This is a genomic window from Streptomyces sp. NPDC001568, from assembly GCF_042893755.1.
In the GTDB taxonomy this organism is placed as follows: Bacteria; Actinomycetota; Actinomycetes; order Streptomycetales; family Streptomycetaceae; genus Streptomyces.
This window is the reverse complement of the sequence record NZ_JBIAVF010000002.1, coordinates 550,786-573,516: the sequence shown is the minus strand read 5'-3', so window position 1 is coordinate 573,516 and position 22,731 is coordinate 550,786. Positions and strand designations below refer to the sequence as shown.

Genomic DNA, 22,731 nt, shown 5'->3' with positions numbered 1-22,731 from the left:
TTCCTGCCCCCTTCAGGTCCCCGTCCCGGGTGCCGCGCCGTCGCGGAACCCGGAACGGCACTTTCAGATCTCGTCCGCCGCGGGCGCGAGCACCCACAGCCGGTGGTCCCAGCCGATGTCGCGGCAGTCGCGGACCCGCAGGCCCGCGCCCCGCGCCAGCTCCGTGATCTCCTCCTGCGAGCGCACGGCCGAGCCGAACGCCGAGGCCAGGCGCAGGTGGTGCAGCGCGGCCTCCACGTCGTCGGCGTCCGCGGTCGCGACCTGCTCCACCAGCAGCAGCGTTCCGCCGGCGGGCAATGCGGCGCCGCTCTCGCGCAGGACGAGCGCCGCGTCCGCGTCCGGCAGCAGGTCGAGCAGCCGGCACAGCAGGACGGTCTCGTCGCCGGGCGGAACCGGTCCGGTCGTGCCCACCAGCTCGACCCGGGGCAGCACGTCGGGATCCAGCACCCGTTCGCCGAGCACCCGCAGGGCCGACGGCTGGGCGGCGACCGTCACCTTCAGCCCGGGGAAGGCCTTGACCAGCGCGTTGGCGACGGCTCCGGCGCCGTGCCCCCCCGCGGTCAGCGAGGCCGCCGACGCCCAGTCGTACCCCGCGACGACGCCCGGGGCGATCCACAGGGCCTCGTCCTCGACGGCCGCGCGCGCCGAACCGGCCAGCCGCTCGTCCGAGGCCATCGCCTCGGCCAACGGCAGCCCCGACAGCGTCCGGTAGCCCGCCGCTCCGCTCCACAGGCTCTCCGCGAGACCCGCCAGGGACAGGTCCAGCGCCGCCTGCGCGCCGCGCAGGTCGTACTCCTCCAGGGAGTGGTCGTCCTCGACGAGTTCCTCGCCGACCGGCGTCAGCCGGTAGCGGGCCCCGCCGCCCGCGGCGTCCCCGCCCGCGGCGGACTCGTCCGCCGCGAGGACGTCGAGCGCGACGAGGTAGGTCAGCAGCGCCCCGAGGGTGCGCGGCGCGGTCCCGGTGCGGGCGGCCAGCTCGGGCGCCGTCCGCACGCCCTGGTAGACCAGGTCCACCAGACCCAGGGTGACCGCGGCCCGGATGGCCAGACCCGGTGCGAGGTCGGTGAGCTCGTGCAGCCGGTCGTGCGGGTCCGGCTCCGCCTCCACCGCCTCGGCCGCGGCCGGCCCCGGGGCGGGCTCGGTGCGGCGCCAGTAGCCGGTGACGTGCGTGCGCTCGCGCGGTACCTGACGGTCCGCCGCGAGGTGCCGCCGGATGCCCTTGAGGGTGACGGCCTCGCCCGCGGCCCAGGCGAAGACCTCGCCCGGCAGCCACTCCATGCCGCGAACCGCCTGCTCCAGGAGGTCCGTACGGCCGGCCGGGGCGCCGTCGCGCACCAGCCAGGTGATCTCGGCGTCGGCCCGCGTGGGCAGCTCCTGGCGGTGGCTCTCCTCGCCGACCTCGATGAACACCCGGGCCACCGCGTCGGCCGGCATCTCCGCCAGCCACCGCGCGATCGCGGGCAGCGCGGTCTCGTCGCCGATCACCAGCAGCCAGTCGGCGCCCTCGGGGTGGCCGTGCGACATCTTCGGCCCGGCGATCCAGGTGACGTCACCGGGCTTAGCGCCCTGCGCCCACGAGGAGGCGACGCCGCCCGCGTGGTTGACGAAGTCGAAGTCGATCTCCCCGGCCTGCGGGTCGTACCGGACCGGGGTGTAGTCCTTGGTCAGCGGACGGGCGTCGGGCCAGTCCAGGCTGGAGACGTTCTGGCCGGGCAGTACGGGAAGGTCCGCGCCGTTCTCGGCGAAGAAGAACTTCACGTGGTCGTCGAAGCCCTCCGAGCGCAGCGCCGGCAGGTCCAGGCCGTCCTTGGCGAACGCGCCCAACTGCGGCCCGCCCAGGGTCAGGCGCCGCATGCCCGGCGTGACGTCCCGGACGCGGAGCACGGTGAGCTCGCGCAGCACGATGGGGAAGGTGACGACCGGACGGGGATTGCGGCTGGACATCGGCAGGGCTCCTCAGGGGTTCGGGAAGGCACGCGCAGTGCGGTGCGCACGGGGGGCGGGAGCCCCGGGCGCCTGGGGTTGGTTCCGGGCGGCGCCCCCGCACCGCGCGGGTGCGGGGCCGCCGTGGTGCACGGGCCGACTACTGGCCGGCGACGGCCTTCGCGAGCAGCGGCGTCAGCTGCTGCGTGACCCACGGCGCGCTCAGCGGGTCCGGGTAGGCGATCGCCGAGGCGAGGGTGTTGTCCGACGGGACGACGGCGAAGTGCTTGTTCTTCACGGAGTTCAGCGACTGGAAGAGCTTGTTGCCCTCCAGCTCCTTCGGGCTGATCACCCCGCGGTCCCCGAACGGGTAGGTCACCAGCAGCACGTCGGCGTCGAGCTGGTCGAGGTTCTCCAGGCTCACGCCGTTCTTGTCCGGGCCGTAGTTCTTGGCCTTGTCCGTCTTCGTGAAGCCGAGCCGCTCGAACACGCCCGGGTCCTGGGCCGCGTACGACATGAAGCTGATCTGCTCCGGGTGGACCACCGTGTAGGTGTACGTCTTCCCCTTGAACTCGGGGTGCGCGGCGGCGGCGTCGTTCGTGGTCCTGTCGTTCGCCGCGATCACCTCGTTGGCCTTGTCCTCCAGGCCCAGGGCCTTCGCCGCCGTCTTCAGGCGCTCCTGCCAGGTGAGGGTGTCGGCCTGGGCCTTGTCGGTGAAGGTGACGACCGGCGCGATGGGGGACAGCTTCGCGTAGTCCTTGTCCATCTCCCAGGTGTTCATGCCGAGGATGATGTCCGGCGCCTCGGCGGCGATGGCCTCGTAGGCGGTGCCGTCGGTGTCGTCGTACGTCTTCAGCTTGGCCGCGCCGAGCTTGGTGATCGCCGCCTGCTTGTACTCGGCGACCTGCGAGCCGTCCTCCACGTCCGGGGTGATGACGGGGACGAGACCGAGGGCGAGCGCGATGGCGGTGTCGCCGTCGGAGACGGTGGCGACCTTGACCGGCTTCTTCTTCACCTCGGTGTTGCCCCAGGCGTTCTTCAGGCTGACGGGTGCGAAGGCCTTCGCACCGGCGTCGGCGGAACCCGCCGCCGCGGGCTTGCCCTCGTCCTCGGCGGAGCCCTCGCCGCAGCCGGCGAGCAGGCCGACGCAGGCGGCGGTGGCCACGAGGGCGCTGAGGGCACGGAGTCTGGTGTTGTTGCTGTGCATCGGGATGTTCTCCGTTTACGAGGTGATGTGACGGCCCAGGGGGAAGATCTGGGGCCGGTCGGAGCGGGGATGGGGGACGACGAGGCAGTCGAGGCCGAACACGTCGGCGACGGTCCGCTCGGTGAGGACCTCGGCGGGGCTGCCCTGCCGCACGATCCGGCCGTCGCGCATGGCGACGATGGTCGAGGCGTACAGAGCGGCCTGGTTGAGGTCGTGGGACACCAGGACGATGGTCTTTCCGGACTGCTCGTTGAGGTCCGCGAGCAGGTCCATGACCTCGATCTGGTGGGCGATGTCCAGGTAGGTGGTCGGTTCGTCGAGCAGCAGCAGGGGAGTCTCCTGCGCCAGCGCGAGGGCGATCCACACCCGCTGGCGCTGCCCGCCGGACAACTCGTCCACCGGACGGTCGACGAGCTCCGCCGTGCCGGTGGCGGCCAGGGCCCGGGCGATGACCTCGTCCTCGGCGGCCGTCCGGCGCTGCCCGAACCGCTGGTGGGGGTGGCGCCCCCGCCAGACCAGATCGGCGACGGTGATGCCCTCGGGGGCGATCGGCGACTGCGGCAGGATGCCGAGCCGGCGGGCGACCTCCCGCGTCGGCAGGGCGTGGATGTCCCTGCCGTCCAGGAGGACCGAGCCGCGGGACACCGGCAGCAGCCGGGCCATCGACTTCAGCAGGGTCGACTTGCCACAGGCGTTCGGGCCGACCAGGGCCGTGATGCGGCCCGGCTCGATCGTCAGCGACAGTTCCTCGATCACGTGCCGCCGGTCGTAACCGGCGCTGATCGCCCGTGCCTCCAGCCCGGGAGCCGGGGGACGGGCATCGGTGGGGTCCGAGGGCGCGAGGTCCGCGGACGTGAGGTGCGGGGAGGCGGGGCCGGGGGCCACGAGGTCCTTCATGAGCGTGCTCCTTGCCGCCGCAGCAGCAGCCGGACGAAGTAGGGGGCGCCGATCAGCGCCGTCAGGACCCCGGTGGGCACCGGGCTGATCAGCGGGCCGTGCTGGGCGAGCACGTCCGCCCCCAGCACGATGACCGCACCGACCGCGGGGGCCACCGGCAGCGTCCGCTCGGCGCCGACCAGCCGGACCGCGATCGGCCCGCTGATCAGCGAGACGAACCCGATCGGCCCGGTGACACCCGTGGCGAGGGCCGCGGCCGCCGCGCCGAGCAGCAGGGTGGCGGTCCGGGCGGCGCGCACCCGGGAGCCGAGCCCGTACGCCAGCTGGTCACCCAGGGTCAGCGCGCCGAGCGCCCGGTTCAGGGGCAGTACGCACACCGCGGCGCCGCCGAGCGCCACGGCCAGGACGCCCACCCCGGCCCAGTCGGCGCCCGAGACGCTGCCGACGAGCCAGCGGGTGACCTGGGCGATGCTGTGCTGACCGGCCGAGGAGAAGAGGTAGTTGATGTACGCGGCGCACACCGCGGACAGTGCGATGCCGATCAGGACGAGCCGGTTGGTGTCCACCCGACCCCCGCGCCGACTGAGCAGCAGGATGACGCCGACCAGCAGGAACGATCCGCCGATGGCGGCGCCCTCCACTCCGTACGGCAGGGCCGGGGCGAACAGCAGGACGGTGACCGCGCCCGCGCCGGCGCCGGAAGAGATGCCCACGATGTCGGGGGTGGCGAGCGGGTTGCGGATCAGTCGCTGGTAGAGGGCGCCGGAGAGCCCGAACAGCGCCCCGGCCAGTAGCGCGGCCAGTGCCCGCGGGAGCCTGATGCGGTGGATGACGTAGTCGGCGAGACCGGTGCGCATGCCGAACGCCGCGGGTAGCACGTCCCCGCCGGGTATCCCGCGCAGTCCGCCGAGCAGTACCGAGGCGACGAGCAGGGCGAGCGCGAGGGCGACCAGCACGCCGACGACGACCGTCGCACGGCGGGACCCGGCCCGCCGGGCGGCGCGGAGCCGGGCGGCCGTGGCGGCGACGGTGTCGGCGGAGGCTGCCTTGGCGGTGGCGGTGGCGGTGGCGGTGGTCGTGGTCGTGGTGGTCGTGGTGGTCGTGGGACGGGCCGTCACCGCGACGGCCGCCGTCCCGGAGGTCGAGGTGGAGCTCGTGTTCGCGGTCGTCTGGGCGTTCGTCGCGCTCATGCCTGCACCGCCCCGCGGCGCCGGGCCAGCCAGACGAAGTAGGGGGTGCCCACGATCGCGGTCATCACCGACACCTGCACCTCTCCGTGTTCGAGCACGAGCCGGCCGGCCGTGTCGGCCCCGACGACCAGCACCGCGCCGCAGAGCAGGGCCAGCGGCAGGGACCAGCGGTGGTCGCTGCCGACGAGGAGCCGGGCGACGTGGGCCGCGACGAGTCCGACGAAGGCGACGGGACCGACGGCGGCGGTGGCGGCGGCGCACAGCGTCACCGCGACGGCGGCGCTCGCCAGCTGGGCGCGCTCGACGCGCACCCCGAGCCCCCGCGCCGTCTCCTCACCGAGACCCAGCACGTTGAGCGTCCGGCCGAGGGGCAGCGCCAACAGCAGCCCGACCAGCGCGAACGGGGCCATCTCATCCAGGACTTGGGCCCGTCCGGTGAGCTGCCCCACCGACCAGAACCGCAGCGAGGAGTAGACGGCCTCGTCGCGGACGACCAGCAGGGTGACGATCGAGGCGAGCACGGCGGCGGTGGCGACGCCTGCCAGGACCAGTCCGAGCGTCGAACTCCCGGTGTTGGTGCGGGTGCCGATCAGATACACGAGGACCGCGGTGAACGCCGAGCCCGCCAGCGCCAGCCAGAAGAAGCCGCTCGCGTCCGACACGTCGAGGAAGAGGATGCCCACCACCACGAAGAGCGCCGCGCCCTGCTGGATGCCGAGGATCCCCGGATCGGCGAGCGGGTTCAGCGTCAGTGCCTGCATGACGAGGCCGGAGGCGCCGAGGGCGGCTCCGACCAGGAGCCCCAGCAGGGTGCGCGGGATCCGTTCGGTCCACAGGACGTCGTGGTCGTAGCCGGCGGCACCGGGATGCAGCAGGATCTTGACGATCTCCAGGGCGGAGATGTCGCGGGCGCCGAGGCCGACGCTCGCGACGGTCACCGCTGCCAGGATCAGGCCGGCGGACACCAACGCGACCGAACCGCGCGAGAACGTGGTCCTCGGGGCGCGGGGCGCGGACGTGGCCACCGACAGGGCCGATTGAGTCATGGGGGTGCGAGAACTCCTCAAGTGCGAACGTGTACTTAGGTTAGCCTTATCTAAGTCTGGTGATCCATTGCGGAGCTCGCGGCGATCGAACCGAGAGGCCGGAATGCCTACTTCCGACACCTCCGGCCGTCCGGTGTGAAGGGGCGGGAGGGCGCGCGCTTCGGCGACGTCGGGCGAGCCGGTACCTTATTGCACATCACTTGCAAGTGCGGAAACTGTGCGAAAGGGGCCGTGGTGGGCTCTCCTGTGGTGCTGGGCATCGAGTCCTCGTGCGACGAGACCGGGGCCGGAATCGTGTCCGGCGGCCGGCTCCTCGCCCACGTGGTGGCGTCGAGCATGGACGAACACGCCCGCTACGGCGGGGTGGTGCCCGAAATCGCCGCCCGCGCCCACCTGCACGCCTTCGACCCGGTCGTCCGGGAGGCCTTGGACCGCGCGGGACTACGGATGGCGGACCTCGACGCCGTCGCCGTCACCACCGGCCCCGGCCTCTCGGGGGCCCTGCAGGTCGGCCTCGCCGGGGCGAAGACCCTCGCCTACGCCGCCGGGATCCCCCTGTACGGGGTGCACCACCTGGCCGGACACGTCGCCGCCGACACCCTGGAACACGGGCCGCTCCCCGACCCCTGCGTGGTGCTGATCGTCTCGGGCGGCCACACCTCGCTGCTCCTCGTACGGGACCTCGTGCGCGATCCGATCCTGCACCTCGGCGACACCGTGGACGACGCTGCGGGCGAGTGCTTCGACAAGGTGGCCCGCGTCTTCGGCCTGCCCTACCCGGGCGGGCCCGCCATCGACCGGGCGTCCCGGGGCGGCGACGGCCGCGCGGTGGCGTTCCCGCGGCCGTTGACCCGTCCGGGGGACGCCCCGTACGCCTTCTCCTTCTCCGGGCTCAAGACCGCCGCCGCCCGCTGGGCGGAGCAGCACCGCGTCCGCGGTGAGGAACTGCCGCTCGCCGACGGCGCCGCCTCCCTCCAGGAGGCCGTCGCCGACGTGCTCACCCGCAAGGCGCTGGCCGCTTGCCGGGAACACGGGGTGCGCACGCTCGTCGTGGTGGGCGGGGTCGCGGCCAACTCCCGCGTCCGGGCCCTGGCCGAGGAACGGTGCGCCGCCGCCGGGGTCGAACTGCGGGTCCCTCCCCTCACCCTGTGCACCGACAACGGCGCCATGATCGCCGCCGTCGGCGACCTCCTGGTCCGCGCCGGAGCCTCCCCGGCCCACCTCGACGTCTCCGTCGACCCGTCCGCCCCACTGGAGTACGCGTCCCTGCACCCCGGCGGGACCCTCCGTACCCTCCGGACGGCATGACCCGTACCTGCCGGACCCGGCCCCGACCCGCGTCGTCCGGCAGGACGGATCCGGAAGGGACGGGCTAACCCACCGGACCGTCGAGACCCGGTAGCACGCTGATGAAGGGCACCCCGGTGCGCGGGTGTTCCATGACCTCGGCCTCCACCTCGTACACGTCGGACAGGAGTTCCGTCGTGAGCACCTCCCGGGGAGTGCCCGTCACGATGACGCGGCCCGCGGCCATGACGCAGATCCGGTCGCAGAAGGCGGCGGCGAGGTTCAGGTCGTGCAGCGCGACGACGGCGGTGACCCCGAGGCGCCGGACGAGCCGTAGCGCGTCGAGCTGGTGCCGCAGGTCCAGGTGGTTCGTCGGCTCGTCCAGGACCATCGTCCCCGTGCACTGGGCGAGCGCGCGGGCGATCAGCACCCGCTGCTTCTCCCCGCCCGACAACCGGTCGAACGGAGCGTGCGCCAGCGCGCCCACGTGGAGCTCGTCCAACGACCTGGTGATGACGTCGCGGTCTGCGGCGTCATCACCGGCGAAGGCCCGCTTGTGCGGGGTGCGGCCCATGGCCACCACGTCGTACACCGTCAGCTCGAAGTCCCCGGACGTCTCCTGCAACACGGCCGCGAGCCGCTGGGCGAGCCGCTTCCCGGGCATCCGCCACACGTCGTCGCCGTCCAGCAGGACCCGGCCCGACGTGGGCCGCAGCGCCCGGTAGAAGGTGCGCAACAACGTCGACTTGCCCGCGCCGTTGGGGCCGACCAGGCCCACCACCTCGCCGGGCGCCGCCCGCAGGGACACCCGGTCGACGAGGACCTCGCCGCCCAGGACGACGCTGACACCCTCGGCTTCGAGGGCACCGGGTGCTCCCGTCGTGCCGGTCGTTCCGTTCGTGCCCACCGTTGCGTTCGTCGTGTTCGTCGTGTTCGTCGCGTCCGTCGTGTCCCGCGCGTCCCGCGTGTCCCGCGCGTCCCTCGCGTTCGGCTCGTTCATCACCGGGCCGCCTTCCGTCGCATCAGCCAGAGGAAGAAGGGGCCGCCGACCAGGGCGGTGAGGATGCCAACGGGAATCTCCTCCGGGCTCATGATCGTCCGCGCGGCCAGGTCCGCGGCGATCAGGAACGCCGCCCCCAGGAGCGCGGCGGCGGGCAGCGCCCGCCGGTGGTCGGCGCCCACCAGCAGCCGCACCACGTGCGGCATGATCAGCCCGACGAAGCCGATCTGCCCGCTGACCGCGACGATCGTGCCGATCATCAGGGCCACCAGCGTGAACAGGGCGCCGCGGAAGCGGTGCACGTCCAGCCCGAGGGCCGCGGCGGCTTCCTCACCGGCCAGCAGGAGGTTGAGGGGACGGCAGACACCCAGCAGGACTGCCGTGCCGATCAGCACCGCGCCGACCGGGACCCACACCGTCGTCCAGGTGGTGCCGGCCAGGCCGCCGAGCATCCAGCGCAGGGCGGACTGCGTCTTGTGCGGATCGTTCGAGGTGACGATCAGGAAGCTCGCCACCGCCGACAGCACCTCGGCCGTCGCCACCCCCGCCAGGACCAGCCGCACCGTCGTCATCCTCCCGCCGGAGCGGGCGAGGAAGTAGACGGCGACCAAGGCCGCCAGCGCCCCGCAGAACGCCGCGATCGGCAGGGTGAACAGGCCGAGCAGGCTCAGGTTCAGGACCAGGACGAGCACCGCCCCGACCGAGGCCCCCGAGGACACGCCCAGCAGCATCGGGTCGGCCAGCGGGTTGCGGACCAGCGCCTGGAGCGCCATGCCGGCCACCGACAGGCCCGCGCCGACCACACCGGCCAGCAGCACCCGCGGCAACCGGACGTCGATGACGATCGTCTCGCGCACCGGAGTCCAGGTCGGCTCGACGAGGGCCGGGACCACTTGGTGCAGCAGGATGCTCCACACCTGACCGGTGGGGACGCTGATCGAGCCGACCGCGATCCCGGCCGTCGCGGTCCCCGCCACCAGGACGCCCAGGAACGCCAGCACGACCGGATAGGGCAGCCCGGGCCGCCGCCCGCGAACGGTCGCGACCACCGGACCGACGCCGGTCCCCGCGGCCTCCTCGGACGCCGCGGCCTTCACCCCGATCACCGGACCCGGCCCGGGTGGAGCTGACGCGCCAGCGACTCCACCGCCGCCGGCATCCGCACACCGAGCACGGTGGACGACAGCGGCAGCACCGCGAACCGCTGGTTCTTGATCGCCGGCACGTCCTTCAGCGCCGGATGGGCGAGCAGGAACTTCTTCTTGTCCTCGACCGACTGGTCGCCGTAGTCGTAGATGACGATGGCCTCGGGCGCCCGCTGCGCCACCTGCTCGAACGACACGTCACCGAAGGCCTTGTCCAGGTCCGCGAAGAGGTTCACGCCGCCGGCCCGCCGCATCATCTCGTTGCCGATGCCCTTGCCGCCCGCCGTGAAGGCCGTCTTGTCACCGCTGTCGTACACGAAGAGCTTGACCGGCGGGACACCCGCGAGCTGCGACTCGACGCGGTCGAGGACGCCGTGCAGCTTCGTCACCTGCTGCTCGCCCCGCTCGGGCACCCCGAAGATCTTCGCGACGGTACGGATCTCCGCGTCCATCGCGGCCGCGTCGACGGGGCCGGTCGGGCACTCCTCGCTGTTGAGGTGCGTGTTGATCCCGGCCTTGGTGAAGGCGGCGCGGCTACGGCCCTCCTTCTCGTCGAACGTCGAGGACCACCCTCCGTAGACGAGGTCCGGTTCGGCCTGCAGCAGGACCTCGAAGGAGGGGTACTCCTTCGACAGGACCTTCACGCTGTCGTAGGCGCCCTGGTACTCGGGGAGGATCCGGTCGTCGAGGTAGCCGGTGCCGACCATCGACTTCTCCAGGCCCAGCGCCAGCATGATCTCGGTCGCGTGCTGGTTCAGCGAGACGGCCCGCCGCGGCGGACGCTGATAGGTGTTCTTGACCCCGCAGTTGTCCACCGTGACCGGGAAACCCTTCACGGGCGCGGCCGACGAGGAATCGGCGGAGGGCTCGGCGCCGCCCCCGCAGCCGGATATGAGCAGGGCCACGGCGAGCGCGGGGAGCAGGGTCTTCGGGAGGTTGCGGGGCATGGGTGGGTCCTCTCACCGCGGATGGAACGGATGGTCTTCGGTGCCGGGTCGGCCCCGGGGCACGACGGTCGGGGCGTCGGGCGTGGGCGCGTCAGGTCGCGTACTCGGCCGATCCGTCGAGGAGGTCGCGCCCGGAGCGGGGCAGCCGTCGGGGGAGCGTGAGGAAGGCCACTTGTGTGCCGGGGGTCGGGAGCGTCGCGGCGACCGGGGACGGCAGGTGCCGTCCGGTGCGGGTGCGCCGCGTCTCCAGTTGTTCGGTCGCCACCGCCGGCCTCTCGTCCCTGCCGGGCGGGCTCGCTGCGTGGCGATGCACTCCCGTACACGGTCGAGCCGCGGGGGAGGTGCTGACGGCCACACCGTAGTCCGCGACGGCGTTCCTCGTGTACGTGACTGCGCGCCAGGTGTTCCGACTCGCCCGGCGGATGCCGGGCCTACGGTTGCGGGTCAGCGCCGGATTTCGACCGGCTTCCCCTGGAGCTGAGTACTTATCAGCCGGAGTGCAACACGGTCCGGCCCGGGGCGTCAAGCCGGCAGCCGTCCCACCGTCGTCACCGGCCCGCCGCGCCGGCCCGCGAGGTTGCCGATCTCCTGATCACTCGGGTACCGTCCACGGCCGCCCCGCGCGGGCACGCGCCGGGCGGCCTGCGCCGGGGACCTGGGCGCGGCCCTCGGCGTCCCGGGTCCGCACGACCCCCACGCCTCCCGCGTACTCCGGGGATCAACTGTCGCAAGGGGGCGGACCGACCTCGCGGACGCCGGTGTCGAACGCGCCGTACGAGCCGTAGTCGAGCACCTCGTACAGCCGGGATCGGGTCTGCATCCGGGGCAGCAGCGGTTCCTGGGTGCCCTCCTCGGCGAGCGTGCGCAGACCGTCCTCGACCGCGCCCATGGCGAGGCGGAAGAGGGTCACGGGGTAGATCACGATGTTGTAGCCGAGGTCTTCCAGGGTGCGGGCCCGCAGCAGCGGCCCCTTGCCGAACTCGGTCATGTTGGCCAGCAGCGGGACGTCGACCGCCCTGCGGAAGGCGTCGAACTCGGCCTCGTCCGCGAGGGCTTCGGGAAACACCGCGTCGGCCCCGGCGTCGACGTACGCCTTCGCCCGGTCGATCGCGGCGGCCAGTCCTTCCACGGCCCGGGCGTCGGTGCGGGCCATCAGCAGGAAGTCGGCGTCCCTGCGGGCGTCGGCGGCGGCGCGCACGCGCCGCACCATCGTCTCCCGGGACACCAGCGCCTTTCCGTCGAGGTGGCCGCACCGCTTGGGGTTGACCTGGTCCTCCAGATGGAGACCCGCGAGACCCGCGTCCTCCATCAACTGCACGGTGCGGGCGGCGTTCAACGGCTCCCCGAAGCCGGTGTCGGCGTCGACGAGCGCGGGCAGGTCCGTCGTCCGGGTGAGCTGGCCGGCGCGCGCGGCGACCTCGGTGGCGGTCGTCAGCCCGATGTCGGGCAAGCCGAGGTCGGCGGCGATCACCGCCCCGGAAAGGTAGACGCCGTCGAACCCGGCCTCCTGGATCAGCCGCGCCGAATACGGGTTGACCGCGCCCGGCATCCGCAGCAGACGCCCGGAGGCGAGCTGCTCACGCAACGTCCGGCGCCGGCCGGCCGGGGTGGTACGGGTGTGCAGCATCGGAATGCTCCCTTCGCGCCGACCCCCTCACCCTTCCCCGTTCCGCCACCGCGGCGGCGCCGCCATCCCGGCGATTCCCGCAGCCGCGCCCGGGTCCGCGCTCATCCGACGCGCTCATCCCACGCGCCCGCCCGACGCGCCCGCGGGCGCGTGGGGCGGGCGCGTGGGGGAGGGGCCGGCCGCAGAACACCGGCCGGCCCCCGGACGTCACCGTCGGACCAGGTCGAACCGGTCGAGGTTCATGACCTTGTCCCAGGCCGCCACGAAGTCCTTCACGAACTTCGCCTTCGCGTCGTCGCTCGCGTAGACCTCCGCGAGCGCGCGCAGCTCGGAGTTCGAGCCGAAGACGAGGTCGGCCCGGGTGCCGGTCCACTTGACCTCGCCCGTGGACGCGTCGCGTCCCTCGAAGGAGTTGCCGTCCCCGGCGCCGGCCGACCACGTCGTGCCCAGGTCGAGCAGGTTGACGAAGAAGTCGTTCGTCAGGGACCCGGGCGTCGTGGTGAGGACCCCGTGCCGCGACTGCTGGTGGTTCGCGCCGAGCACGCGCAGACCACCGACGAGCACCGTCATCTCGGGGGCGCTCAGGTTCAGCAGGTTGGCCCGGTCGATCAGCAGGTACTCGGCCGGCAGGCGGTTGCCCTTGCCCAGGTAGTTGCGGAAGCCGTCGGCGGCGGGTTCCATCGCCGCGAACGACTCGACGTCGGTCTGCTCCTGCGAGGCGTCCACGCGGCCCGGCGCGAACGGAACCTCGATGTCGAAGCCGGCGTCCTTCGCGGCCTGCTCGACGGCGGCCGCGCCCGCGAGGACGATCAGGTCGGCGAGCGAGATCCGCTTGTTCCCGGACGCGGCGGAGTGGAACTCCTCCTGGACCGACGTCAGGGTGCGCAGCACCGTCGCCAGCTGGTCCGGGTCGTTGGCCTCCCAGCCGCTCTGCGGCTGGAGGCGCACGCGCGCGCCGTTGGCGCCGCCGCGCTTGTCGCTGCCGCGGAACGACGCGGCCGAGGCCCACGCCACGGAGACCAGCTGGGACACCGACAGGTCCGAGCCGAGGATCCGCGCCTTGAGGGAGGCGACGTCGTCGGCGTCGACGAGCTCGTGCGCCGGAGCCGGGAGGGGGTCCTGCCACAGCAGCGTCTCGGTCGGGACCTCCGGACCGAGGTAGCGCACGAGCGGGCCCATGTCACGGTGGGTCAGCTTGTACCAGGCGCGGGCGAACGCGTCCGCGAACTCCGCCGGGTTCTCGTGGAAGCGCCGGGAGATCTGCTCGTAGGCCGGGTCGAACCGCAGCGAGAGGTCCGTCGTCAGCATCGTCGGCGCGTGGGTCTTCGACGGGTCGTGGGCGTCGGGCACGGTGCCCGCGCCGGCGCCGTCCTTCGGACGCCACTGGTGCGCGCCGGCCGGGCTCTTGAACAGCTCCCACTCGTAGCCGAAGAGGATGTCGAAGAAGCTGTTGTCCCAGGTGATCGGGGTGTCGGTCCAGATGCCTTCGAGACCGCTGGTGATCGCGTCGCCACCCTTGCCGGTGCCGTACGTGCTCTTCCAGCCGAAGCCCTGCTGCTCGATCGGCGCGGCCTCGGGGTCGTCTCCGACGCTCTCCGCCGGGCCCGCGCCGTGGGTCTTGCCGAAGGTGTGACCGCCGGCGACCAGGGCGACCGTCTCCTCGTCGTTCATCGCCATCCGGCGGAACGTCTCACGAATGTCGCGAGCCGCGGCGATCGGGTCGGGGTTGCCGTTCGGGCCTTCCGGGTTGACGTAGATGAGGCCCATCTGGACCGCGCCGAGCGGGTTCTCCAGCTCGCGGTCGCCGGTGTAGCGCTCGTCGTCGAGCCAGGTGGTCTCCGGGCCCCAGTAGACGTCCTCGTCGGGCTCCCAGACGTCGGCCCGGCCGCCGGCGAACCCGAAGGTCTCGAAGCCCATCTGCTCCAGGGCGACGTTGCCGGTGAGGATCATGAGGTCGGCCCAGGAGAGGTTCTGGCCGTACTTCTTCTTGACGGGCCACAGCAGGCGGCGGGCCTTGTCCAGGTTCCCGTTGTCCGGCCAGCTGTTCAGCGGGGCGAAGCGCTGCTGGCCGGCGCCGGCGCCGCCGCGGCCGTCGCTGATGCGGTAGGTGCCCGCGCTGTGCCAGGCCATCCGGATCATGAAGGGGCCGTAGTGGCCGAAGTCGGCGGGCCACCAGTCCTGCGAGGTGGTCAGCACCTCGGCGATGTCCCGCTTGACGGCCGGCAGGTCGAGGCTCTCGAACGCCTCGGCGTAGTCGAACTCCTCGCCGAGCGGGTTGGCCACGGCCGGGTTCTTGGCGAGGATCTTCAGGTTGAGGCGTTCGGGCCACCATTGGCGGTTCCCGCCGCCCTGCGTCGGGTGCGCGGCGCGCTCGTGCGCGACCGGACAGCCTCCACCGCCCCCGTCCTTCGCGTCTACGACGATTGCGTCATGGTTCTCAGACATGGGAATCCTTCCGGACCGGATCACGGTGCTCAGGAACTGCATGTATGTGGAACAGTCGGGGCGCAGGGCGCGGGGCCCCGGTCGGGCCCTCGGGTGTGGCCTCTCCTGCCGCGCTGGAGTCGTCCTGCCCCTTGGCTGTCAATAAATCCGATCCTACGATGGACGCAATCCAAGTCAAGAAGAACACCAAGCTCCGTGCCACGGGTTCCCGGCCTCCGTCGGTGGTCCTCCGGGAACCCTCCGCCCGACCGAACAGGGTGATGCCATGAGTGACCTGCTGGAACGACTGCGTGGGCGTGGCTGGAGGATGACCGCGCAGCGGCGCGTGGTCGCGGAGGTCCTCGACGGCGATCACGTACACCTCACGGCCGACGAGGTGCACGCCCGGGCCGTACGGAAGCTGCCGGAGATCTCCCGCGCGACGGTCTACAACGCCCTCGGCGAGCTGGTCTCCCTCGGCGAGGTCGCGGAGGTCTCCACCGACGGCCGGGCGAAGCGCTACGACCCGAACGCGCACCACCCGCACCAGCACCTGATCTGCACCGGCTGCGGTCTGATCCGCGACGTCCACCCGGCCGGTGATCCCCTCGCCGGCCTCCCGGACGGGGAACGGTTCGGCTTCACGGTCGCCGAGGTCGAGGTCACCTACCGGGGGCTCTGCCCGACCTGCGCCGCCTGAGGGCGCCGCCCGAGCGACGCCGCCCGAGCGACGCCGCAGCCCCGGCGCCCCCGAACCGTCCGGCGCGATTCCGCCGTCCCGGAACCGCCCCGAGCCCGGCCGCCGCGGCCGGCCCTCGTGCGCCCCGCCGCGGTCGTACCCGCGCGCCGCGCCGTGGCCCCCCGCGCCCCCTCCGTCCCGGAACCGGCAACAAGGTTTGCCGTGAAGGAACCCGCGCGCGCACGCTCCGCGCATGAACCCGTACAGCCGCTCCGCGCAGGATCCGGTCCCCGCCGCCGCCCGAGGTGCGGGCGAACCGCTCGGGCCCGCGGCCCGGTGGGCCCTGGCCGGCCTGTCCCTCTCCGTGCTGCTCGCCTCGCTCGGCACGAGCATCGCCCACGTGGGCCTCCCCGCCATGGCCGAGGCCTTCGACGCCTCGTACCCGGCGGTCCAGTGGATCGTCCTGGCCTACCTCCTCGCCCTCACCACCCTCATCGTCAGCGCCGGCCGCCTCGGTGATCTCCTCGGCCGCCGGCGTCTGCTCCTCGGCGGGATCGTCCTCTTCACGGCCGCCTCGCTGCTGTGCGCCGCGGCGCCCACCCTGGGGCTGCTGATCGCCGCCCGCGCGGCGCAGGGCCTCGGAGCCGCCGTGATGACGGCCCTCGCCATGGCCTTCGTCGCCGGGACGGTGCCGAAGGAGCGGACCGGACGCGCCATGGGGCTCCTCGGGGCCACCTCCGCGACGGGGACCGCCCTCGGCCCCTCCCTGGGCGGGCTCCTGCTCTCCGGGGCCGGCTGGCAGGCGATCTTCCTCGTCGGCGTGCCGCCCGGCCTGCTGGCCCTGCACCTGGTGCGTCGTCACCTTCCTGCCGACCCACCCCGATCCGCGGCCGGCCCGGCGCGCTTCGACACCCCCGGCACGCTGCTGCTGGCCCTGACGCTCGGGGCGTACGCCCTCGCCGTGACGCTCGGCCGCGGCGGCTTCGGACCGGTCGACGCCGCCCTGCTGTCGGCCGCCGCCGTGGGCGCGGCCCTGTTCGTACGCGTCGAGGCGCGGGCCGTGTCCCCGCTGATCCGACCGTCCGCGTTCCGGGATCCGGTACTCGGCCCGGGCCTCGTCACGAGCGCCCTCGTCTCCACGGTGATGATGACGACCCTCGTCGTCGGACCGTTCTACCTCGCGCGCGGGCTCGGGCTCCCGGGAGCCCTCGCCGGACTCGTCCTGGCGTCCGGTCCGGTCGTCGCCGCCCTGACCGGCGTGCCGGCCGGCCGGCTGGCGGACCGCTTCGGCGCGCACCGTACGACCGTCGCCGGGCTCGCGGCCATGACGACCGGAACCGTCTCCCTGGCCGTCCTGCCCACCGGCCTCGGGGTGTTCGGGTACGTCGTCCCCCTCGTGGTGGTCACGGCCGGATACGCGGTGTTCCAGACCGCGAACAACACCGCCGTCATGGCCGGGGTCCCCGCGGACCGCCGGGGCGTGGTGTCCGCAGTGCTCAACCTGTCGCGCAACCTCGGTCTCGTCACGGGCGCTTCCGTCATGGGCGCCGTCTTCGCCCTCGGCTCGGCGAGCGCCGACCTCACGACGGCGGCCCCCGCGTCCGTCGGCGCCGGCATGCGCATCACGTACGCGGTGGCGGCGGGCCTGACCGTCCTCGCGCTGGCCGTCGCCGCCGGAAGCGCCGGCCCCGCACGCCGGCTCGTACGCCGCCTCGTACGCCGATCGCCCGCCTCGCCGGCCCGGCGTACCTGAGCCGAACCGGGACCGAACCGCGCCCCTTCCGGGGGCGGGTGAGGCGGTGTCAACGGCCCCTTCCGGGTTGCGCAGGATGCTCCGTCCGGTCACAGAGTGGTGGAGACCACTTGTCCCCGGCGTTTGAGTCGTTCTAGCCTCCTCCAAGTTGTGCATGACGAAACAGGCGTTGCGCACTGTGCAACGCATTCGCACTCACTCCCGGGGACCGCCCATGAAGCTCCGCTCCCGCATAGCCGTACCCCTCGCCGCCCTCGCCCTGACCGGACTGACCGCGCTGACGTCCACCGCCTGCGCGCCCCAGACCTCCGGCGCCACCTCGTCGAAGGACGAGACGTCCGGCACCCTGCGCGTCTGGCTCTTCCAGGAGGTCAACAACGAGCCCAAGAAGAAGGTCGTCGACGGAGCCGTCGCCGCCTTCACCGGGCAGCACGGCGGCGTGAAGGTCGAGGTGGAGTACATCCCGGTCGAGACCCGCGCCCAGCGCATCAAGGCCGCCTTCAACGATCCGAAGAGCGCCCCCGACCTGATCGAGTACGGCAACACCGACACCGCCGGCTACGTCAAGGACGGCGGACTCGCCGACATCAGCGCGGAGTTCGCCGCCTGGCCCGAGGCCAAGGACACCGACGGCACGGCCACCCGGTCGGTCACCGTCGGCGGCAAGGTGTACGGCGCGCCGCTCTTCGTCGGCGTGCGCGCCCTGTACTACCGCACCGACGTCTTCACGGAGCTCGGACTGACGCCGCCGAAGACCCAGGACGAACTGGTCGCGACGGCCAAGCAGATCCGCAAGGCGAAGCCCGAGCTGTACGGGCTCGCCGTCGGCGGCGCCTACACCTACGGCGCGATGCCCTTCATCTGGGCCAACGGCGGCGAACTCGCCGAGGAGAGCGGCGGCACGTTCAGGTCGACGATCGACAGCGACGCCGCGCGCAAGGGCATCGAGACGTACACCTCCCTCTTCGGCGACGACAACTGTCCGGCCGCCAAGTGCGCCGCGATGGGCGGCAACGCCACCGTCACCGCCTTCGCCGCCGGCAACGCGGCCATGGCCATCGGCGGCGACTTCAGCCACCAGGCCGTCGAAGCGGGCGCGGTGAAGGGGAAGTACGCCGTCGTCCCGCTGCCCGGGGTCAAGCAGGGCGAGATCGCCCCGGCCTTCGCCGGCGGCAACAACATCGGTGTTCTCAAGAGCAGTTCCCACCGCACCCTCGCCGTCGACCTGATGAAGCGGTTCGCGGGCAAGGACACCCAGCGGCAGCTCTTCGACGCCATGGGCTTCCTGCCCACCTACACCGACGTCCGCGCCGAGGTGGCGCGCAAGGACCCGTTCGTCGAGCCGTTCGTACGGACCCTCGCGGCGGGCACCAGGTTCGTGCCGGCCTCCCCGGGCTGGGGACAGATCGACGCCTCGACCGTCCTGCCGACGATGTTCCAGGAGATCGTCAGCGGCAAGAAGGACGTACCCGCCGCCGCCGGGGACGCGGCGAAGAAGATGGACGCGGCCTTCTCCAGCGCCGGCTGACCGGCCCGACGACATGACGCACGAAGCAACCGCCCTCGCCCCGCCCACCACCTCCCCGAAGACCGCACCGGCCCCCGCGCCCCGGTCCCCGCGCACCCGTGGCGGCGGGCGTCACGGCAGCCGCTGGACGCCCTGGCTCTACCTCGCCCCCGCCCTGCTCGTCCTCGCCGCGCTGCTGGTCTACCCGATCTACCAACTCGGCCTGATCTCCTTCCTCGAGTACACCCAGGCGCAGGTCAGCGGCGGTGAACCGACCACCTTCAAGGGTTTCGGCAACTACCGGACCCTCTTCGCCGACGCCCAGTTCCGGCAGGTCCTGTTCGCGACCGTCGTCTTCGCCGCGGCGTGCGTGGTCACCACCCTCGCCGTCGGCTGCGCGCTCGCCGTTCTGCTGACCCGGATCCGGGCGCTCCCCAGGCTCGCCCTGATGCTGGCCGCACTCGGCGCCTGGGCCACCCCCGCCGTCACCGGCTCCACCGTCTGGGTCTTCCTCTTCGACCCGGACTACGGCCCGGTCAACCGACTGCTCGGCCTCGGGGACTTCTCCTGGACGTACGGGCGCTTCAGCGCCTTCGCCCTCGTCCTCTTCGAGGTCGTCTGGTGCTCGTTCCCGTTCGTCATGGTCACCGTGTACGCGGGCATCAAGGCGATCCCGTCCGAGGTCCTGGAAGCGGCCTCGCTGGACGGCGCCTCCCAGTGGCGGATCTGGTGCTCCGTCATCGCGCCGATGCTGCGGCCCATCCTGATCGTCGTCACCATCCAGTCGATCATCTGGGACTTCAAGGTCTTCACCCAGATCTACGTGATGACCGCCGGCGGCGGCATCGCGGGCCAGAACCTCGTCCTCAACGTCTACGCCTACCAGAAGGCCTTCGCGTCCTCCCAGTACAGCCTGGGCTCGGCGATCGGCGTCGTCATGCTGCTGATCCTGCTGACCGTCACCCTCGTCTACCTACGCCTCATGCGACGGCAGGGAGAAGAACTGTGAGCCCCACCGGCACCCTCCCCACGCCCCCGAGGGCCCGACCGGCCGGGGCGGCCCGGACGGTCCGGGCCGCCCGGTTCGGGATCCGTCGCCCCTGGCGGCTCGCGGCCGAGGCGTCCGCCCTGACCGTCGCCGTGGTCGTCGCGTTCCCCCTCTACTGGATGGTGCTCTCCGCCCTCAAACCGGCGGGGGAGATCCAGTCGACGCAGGCCCGCCCGTGGACCCTCGCCCCGTCCCTCGATTCCTTCCGCCGCGTCTTCGAACAGCAGGATCTCGGCCGCTACTTCCTCAACAGCCTCTTCGTCGCGGGCTCCGTGGTCCTCGCGTCCGCACTGATCGCTTTCCTCGCGGCGACCGCCGTCACCCGCTTCCGGTTCCGCTTCCGTACGACGCTGCTCATCATGTTCCTGGTCGCGCAGATGGTGCCGATCGAGGCCCTGACGATCCCGCTCTTCTTCCTGATGCGGGACACGGGACAGCTCAACACCCTGTGGTCGCTGGTCCTGCCCCACATCGCCTTCTCCCTGCCGTTCGCGATCTGGATGCTGCGCGGCTTCGTGAAGGCGGTCCCGCAGGCGCTGGAGGAAGCGGCGTACATCGACGGGGCGAGCCGCACCCGCTTCCTGTGGCAGATCCTCTTTCCGCTGGTCTTCCCCGGGCTGGTGGCGACGAGCGTCTTCTCCTTCATCTCCACCTGGAACGACTTCCTCTTCGCCAAGTCGTTCATCATCAGCGACACCTCCCAGTCGACCCTCCCCATGGCCCTCCTGGTGTTCTTCAAACCGGACGAGAACGACTGGGGCGGCATCATGGCCGGCTCCACGGTGATGACCCTGCCGGTCCTGATCTTCTTCGTCCTGGTCCAACGCCGCCTGGTCTCGGGCCTGGGCGGCGCGGTGAAGGACTGAGCCCCGATCCCCGTCCGCCCCGACCCGCAGCAGCACAGGGCCCCCTCCCGCCCCCCGGCGGGAGGGCCTTCGTGCGCGGAGACCGACTCCCGGACCGTCGAGCCCGGCAGTTCGGGGCCTCCCGGCCGCCCGGAGCCCGGCCCTCCTCGAAGGGCGCCACCACCTCTGCGGCACCGCCGGGTTCCGCCGGCGTCGGCCCACCGGAGCTCGCCGCGAACCCGGCGGGTCGGACGCGTCCCTAACGCGTCGCCGACCATGCGGCGGCGACCTGGCCGGCCACCGAGAAGTCCCTTTCGCAGTCCGGGCAGGTCGCATCTCCGAAGACGAAGGTCAGCGCCTCGGCGACCTCGCGTTGCCCGTCGGTGACCGCGACCTCGTGAAGCCGTCGCGCGATGCCCTCGAGACCGCCGGGATCGGCGGGTCGCAAGGGCGTCTTCGCCACATCGGCGTCCGACAGCGCGTAGTCCCCGCTGGTGGAGAAGAACCCGCACTCACCGACCACGATGAACAGCATCGCTTGGCAGTCGGGGCAAGGAATCTCGAATTCCTCCATCGCCAGCCCCCAGGCCAAGGCCTCGCTCCAGTCCAAGACGCCTTCGAAGCTCAGTACGGCCTCCAGGAGGTCGATGTACTTTCTTCGTTCCGAGGCCTTCCGAAGGTGCTCGTTCGCACGTGACAGCAGTGTCGAGATCTCGCCCGCACGCTCCGCGCGGACGTCGCCGGCGCCATGGGGTTGATCGGCTCCCTCCACGATCGCGCCGGCCAGGGTCAGCGCGCTCACCGCCTGCTCGCCGTCGTCCCCCGCAGCCACGCCGGCCAGCCAGGGCAAAGCCGCGAAGCTGGCCGAATACACACTGCCCTGGTGGCAGAGCGCCGACCACAGGCTGCTCCAGAGCTCGGCGTCCGGTTCCGAGACGATCCGGTCCATCAGTGCGGGTATGTCTTCCGCCGAGCCGTACGCGTGGCTGAGTTGCGACCAATCCGTCATGCGGGGATCCAATCACGGCTCCCCCTGCCGACATGTACCGGCCGCCCGCCGAGGCCGAGCACCAACAGGGCCACTGCTCCGACCCACTGACATGCGGATGTCCCACCCGCCGACCGGCGGGTGGGGCATCGCCGCTGTGGGGCCTTCGGCCTGGAACATCCAGTGGTGATGTCGCCGGCTACGCCCTGACCTGGGTCAGAGCCGTGATCGGGCCTCGGGATTCCGGAATCCATCCGCCCGTCTCCGAGGATTCCGTCACAGGGGAGTGCTCGCCGGGCTCCGCCCACGCGGCGTCGAGGACATTGCGAGTCTGCTCCTCGGCCTCGGCGAACAGATGGGCGTGCGTCCGCATCGTCGTCATCACGTCCTTGTGCCCGAGCCGCTTCGAGACCACCGCAGGGTTCTCGCCGCCGGCGATGAGCACGCACGCGTAGTGATGGCGCAGCTCGTGCCAGTGCCGCGGTCCCGCGCCCGCCTTCTCGCAGATGCTCTTCAGCGTCCAGGACCGAGGAGGGCACATGGAACGCCTTCTCACGGTGGTGTTCAAGGACGGGCCGATGGCCGGCAAGGCCATCGACTTGACCGGGTTGATGGCCCGCGCGGCGCCCCGCGCCGTGGTAGTGGCGAGCCCGTACTGGCCGGGGGTGCAGCACCAGTACGAGCGGACGAGTGTGGAAAACCGAACACGGAGTGCCCGCTGTTCCGGTTCCTGGCCCCTGCCGGCCGCTCCGCGGCGCCGGGCCGGGTCTGCCTGGTCAAGGACCGCGTCAGCATCACCGATATCCGGTACTGGGACGGCACCCTCGCCCGGCGCGTGCACAACCACTGAACGAACGCCCCCCTCTCGCCCTCGGGCGGGAGGGGGCGCTTTCGTGTGCGGGATCAGTCCAGGGGGAGTTCCTGGTGCGCGGCCACGATGGCGTCGATCCGGTGCGCCAGGTCGAAGTCTGCGCGCGTCAGCCGGTTCCCCGCGTCGTGCGTGGTGATCGAGGCACGGAGGTGATCGATACGGAGGTCGAGATCGGCGTGGTGCTGAATCCTTCGGGACCGGTCGGCGATCGTGACGATCGCGGCCACCGCGGCGTGGTAGCGGATCGGGTAGGTGCGGGTGATCGCGTCGCCTTCTTGTGCCCAGCCGGGCAGGCCGGCCAAGTGCTCGGCGATCTCCTCGTGTGTCATCGGCGTCGGCACACCCAT

Annotated in this window: 20 protein-coding genes and 1 riboswitch; of the genes, 6 read left to right on the top strand and 14 right to left on the bottom strand. The window is 72.3% G+C overall.

Annotated features, from left to right (window positions below; translation table 11 throughout):
- Positions 1–63 precede the first annotated feature (63 nt).
- The 5 genes from ACFY0I_RS05720 to ACFY0I_RS05700 form a co-directional block, all read right to left on the bottom strand.
- Positions 64–1,944: an SIP domain-containing protein gene (locus tag ACFY0I_RS05720; protein WP_388890592.1), complete on the bottom strand. Its 1,881-nt coding sequence runs from the start codon at positions 1,942–1,944 to the stop codon at positions 64–66.
- A gap of 139 nt (positions 1,945–2,083) precedes the next feature.
- Positions 2,084–3,130, bottom strand: a complete 1,047-nt coding sequence (locus tag ACFY0I_RS05715; RefSeq protein WP_388890589.1) for an ABC transporter substrate-binding protein — start codon at positions 3,128–3,130, stop codon at positions 2,084–2,086.
- 15 nt (positions 3,131–3,145) lie between these two features.
- Complete coding sequence (locus ACFY0I_RS05710; protein ID WP_388890586.1) at positions 3,146–4,027, bottom strand: ABC transporter ATP-binding protein; 882 nt, start codon at positions 4,025–4,027, stop codon at positions 3,146–3,148.
- On the bottom strand, positions 4,024–5,217 hold the full coding sequence (locus tag ACFY0I_RS05705; protein WP_388890583.1) for a FecCD family ABC transporter permease: 1,194 nt from the start codon (positions 5,215–5,217) through the stop codon (positions 4,024–4,026). Before ACFY0I_RS05705 ends, ACFY0I_RS05710 begins: the two co-directional genes overlap by 4 nt.
- Positions 5,214–6,263, bottom strand: coding sequence for a FecCD family ABC transporter permease (locus ACFY0I_RS05700; RefSeq protein ID WP_388890581.1), 1,050 nt, complete (start codon positions 6,261–6,263; stop codon positions 5,214–5,216). The genes ACFY0I_RS05705 and ACFY0I_RS05700 overlap by 4 nt, the downstream gene beginning before the upstream one ends.
- A gap of 246 nt (positions 6,264–6,509) precedes the next feature.
- Between ACFY0I_RS05700 and tsaD the strand changes: the two genes are divergently transcribed.
- A complete protein-coding gene (tsaD, locus tag ACFY0I_RS05695; protein WP_388890714.1) occupies positions 6,510–7,571 on the top strand; it encodes a tRNA (adenosine(37)-N6)-threonylcarbamoyltransferase complex transferase subunit TsaD in 1,062 nt (353 codons plus the stop codon).
- Positions 7,572–7,635: 64 nt separating this feature from the next.
- Here tsaD and ACFY0I_RS05690 read toward each other — a convergent pair whose 3' ends face one another.
- From ACFY0I_RS05690 to katG, 6 genes are all read right to left on the bottom strand, one after another.
- Complete coding sequence (locus ACFY0I_RS05690) at positions 7,636–8,550, bottom strand: ABC transporter ATP-binding protein (RefSeq protein ID WP_388890578.1); 915 nt, start codon at positions 8,548–8,550, stop codon at positions 7,636–7,638.
- Positions 8,550–9,647: a FecCD family ABC transporter permease gene (locus ACFY0I_RS05685; protein WP_388890576.1), complete on the bottom strand. Its 1,098-nt coding sequence runs from the start codon at positions 9,645–9,647 to the stop codon at positions 8,550–8,552. Before ACFY0I_RS05685 ends, ACFY0I_RS05690 begins: the two co-directional genes overlap by 1 nt.
- Before the next feature lie 5 nt (positions 9,648–9,652).
- Positions 9,653–10,642, bottom strand: coding sequence for an ABC transporter substrate-binding protein (locus ACFY0I_RS05680; protein WP_388890574.1), 990 nt, complete (start codon positions 10,640–10,642; stop codon positions 9,653–9,655).
- Between the two features lie 91 nt (positions 10,643–10,733).
- The gene (locus ACFY0I_RS05675; RefSeq protein ID WP_388890572.1) at positions 10,734–10,907 is read right to left on the bottom strand and encodes a hypothetical protein; all 174 of its coding nucleotides are present in this window, start codon (positions 10,905–10,907) and stop codon (positions 10,734–10,736) included.
- 113 nt (positions 10,908–11,020) lie between these two features.
- A riboswitch (cobalamin riboswitch) is annotated at positions 11,021–11,159 on the bottom strand.
- Between the two features lie 201 nt (positions 11,160–11,360).
- A complete protein-coding gene (gene prpB, locus ACFY0I_RS05670) occupies positions 11,361–12,269 on the bottom strand; it encodes a methylisocitrate lyase (protein ID WP_388890570.1) in 909 nt (302 codons plus the stop codon).
- A gap of 207 nt (positions 12,270–12,476) precedes the next feature.
- Positions 12,477–14,714, bottom strand: coding sequence for a catalase/peroxidase HPI (gene katG, locus ACFY0I_RS05665; RefSeq protein WP_388890567.1), 2,238 nt, complete (start codon positions 14,712–14,714; stop codon positions 12,477–12,479).
- Between the two features lie 265 nt (positions 14,715–14,979).
- On the opposite strand from katG, the gene ACFY0I_RS05660 reads away from it, so the two are divergent.
- The 5 genes from ACFY0I_RS05660 to ACFY0I_RS05640 all read left to right on the top strand — a co-directional run bounded on the left by ACFY0I_RS05660 (position 14,980) and on the right by ACFY0I_RS05640 (position 20,546).
- Complete coding sequence (locus ACFY0I_RS05660; protein WP_388890564.1) at positions 14,980–15,393, top strand: Fur family transcriptional regulator; 414 nt, start codon at positions 14,980–14,982, stop codon at positions 15,391–15,393.
- Positions 15,394–15,625: 232 nt separating this feature from the next.
- Entirely contained in the window at positions 15,626–17,125 is a 1,500-nt protein-coding gene (locus ACFY0I_RS05655; RefSeq protein WP_388890561.1) for an MFS transporter, read from the top strand.
- A 214-nt stretch (positions 17,126–17,339) separates the two neighbouring features.
- On the top strand, positions 17,340–18,653 hold the full coding sequence (locus ACFY0I_RS05650) for an extracellular solute-binding protein (protein ID WP_388890558.1): 1,314 nt from the start codon (positions 17,340–17,342) through the stop codon (positions 18,651–18,653).
- Positions 18,654–18,666: 13 nt separating this feature from the next.
- Complete coding sequence (locus ACFY0I_RS05645; protein ID WP_388890555.1) at positions 18,667–19,641, top strand: carbohydrate ABC transporter permease; 975 nt, start codon at positions 18,667–18,669, stop codon at positions 19,639–19,641.
- A gap of 80 nt (positions 19,642–19,721) precedes the next feature.
- Entirely contained in the window at positions 19,722–20,546 is an 825-nt protein-coding gene (locus tag ACFY0I_RS05640; RefSeq protein WP_388890711.1) for a carbohydrate ABC transporter permease, read from the top strand.
- A 238-nt stretch (positions 20,547–20,784) separates the two neighbouring features.
- Here the strand turns inward: ACFY0I_RS05640 and ACFY0I_RS05635 are convergent, their stop codons facing one another.
- The 3 genes from ACFY0I_RS05635 to ACFY0I_RS05625 all read right to left on the bottom strand — a co-directional run bounded on the left by ACFY0I_RS05635 (position 20,785) and on the right by ACFY0I_RS05625 (position 22,731).
- The gene (locus tag ACFY0I_RS05635) at positions 20,785–21,534 is read right to left on the bottom strand and encodes a hypothetical protein (RefSeq protein ID WP_388890553.1); all 750 of its coding nucleotides are present in this window, start codon (positions 21,532–21,534) and stop codon (positions 20,785–20,787) included.
- Positions 21,535–21,712: 178 nt separating this feature from the next.
- Complete coding sequence (locus ACFY0I_RS05630) at positions 21,713–22,054, bottom strand: tyrosine-type recombinase/integrase (RefSeq protein WP_388890550.1); 342 nt, start codon at positions 22,052–22,054, stop codon at positions 21,713–21,715.
- A 362-nt stretch (positions 22,055–22,416) separates the two neighbouring features.
- Entirely contained in the window at positions 22,417–22,731 is a 315-nt protein-coding gene (locus tag ACFY0I_RS05625) for a 4a-hydroxytetrahydrobiopterin dehydratase (protein WP_388890548.1), read from the bottom strand.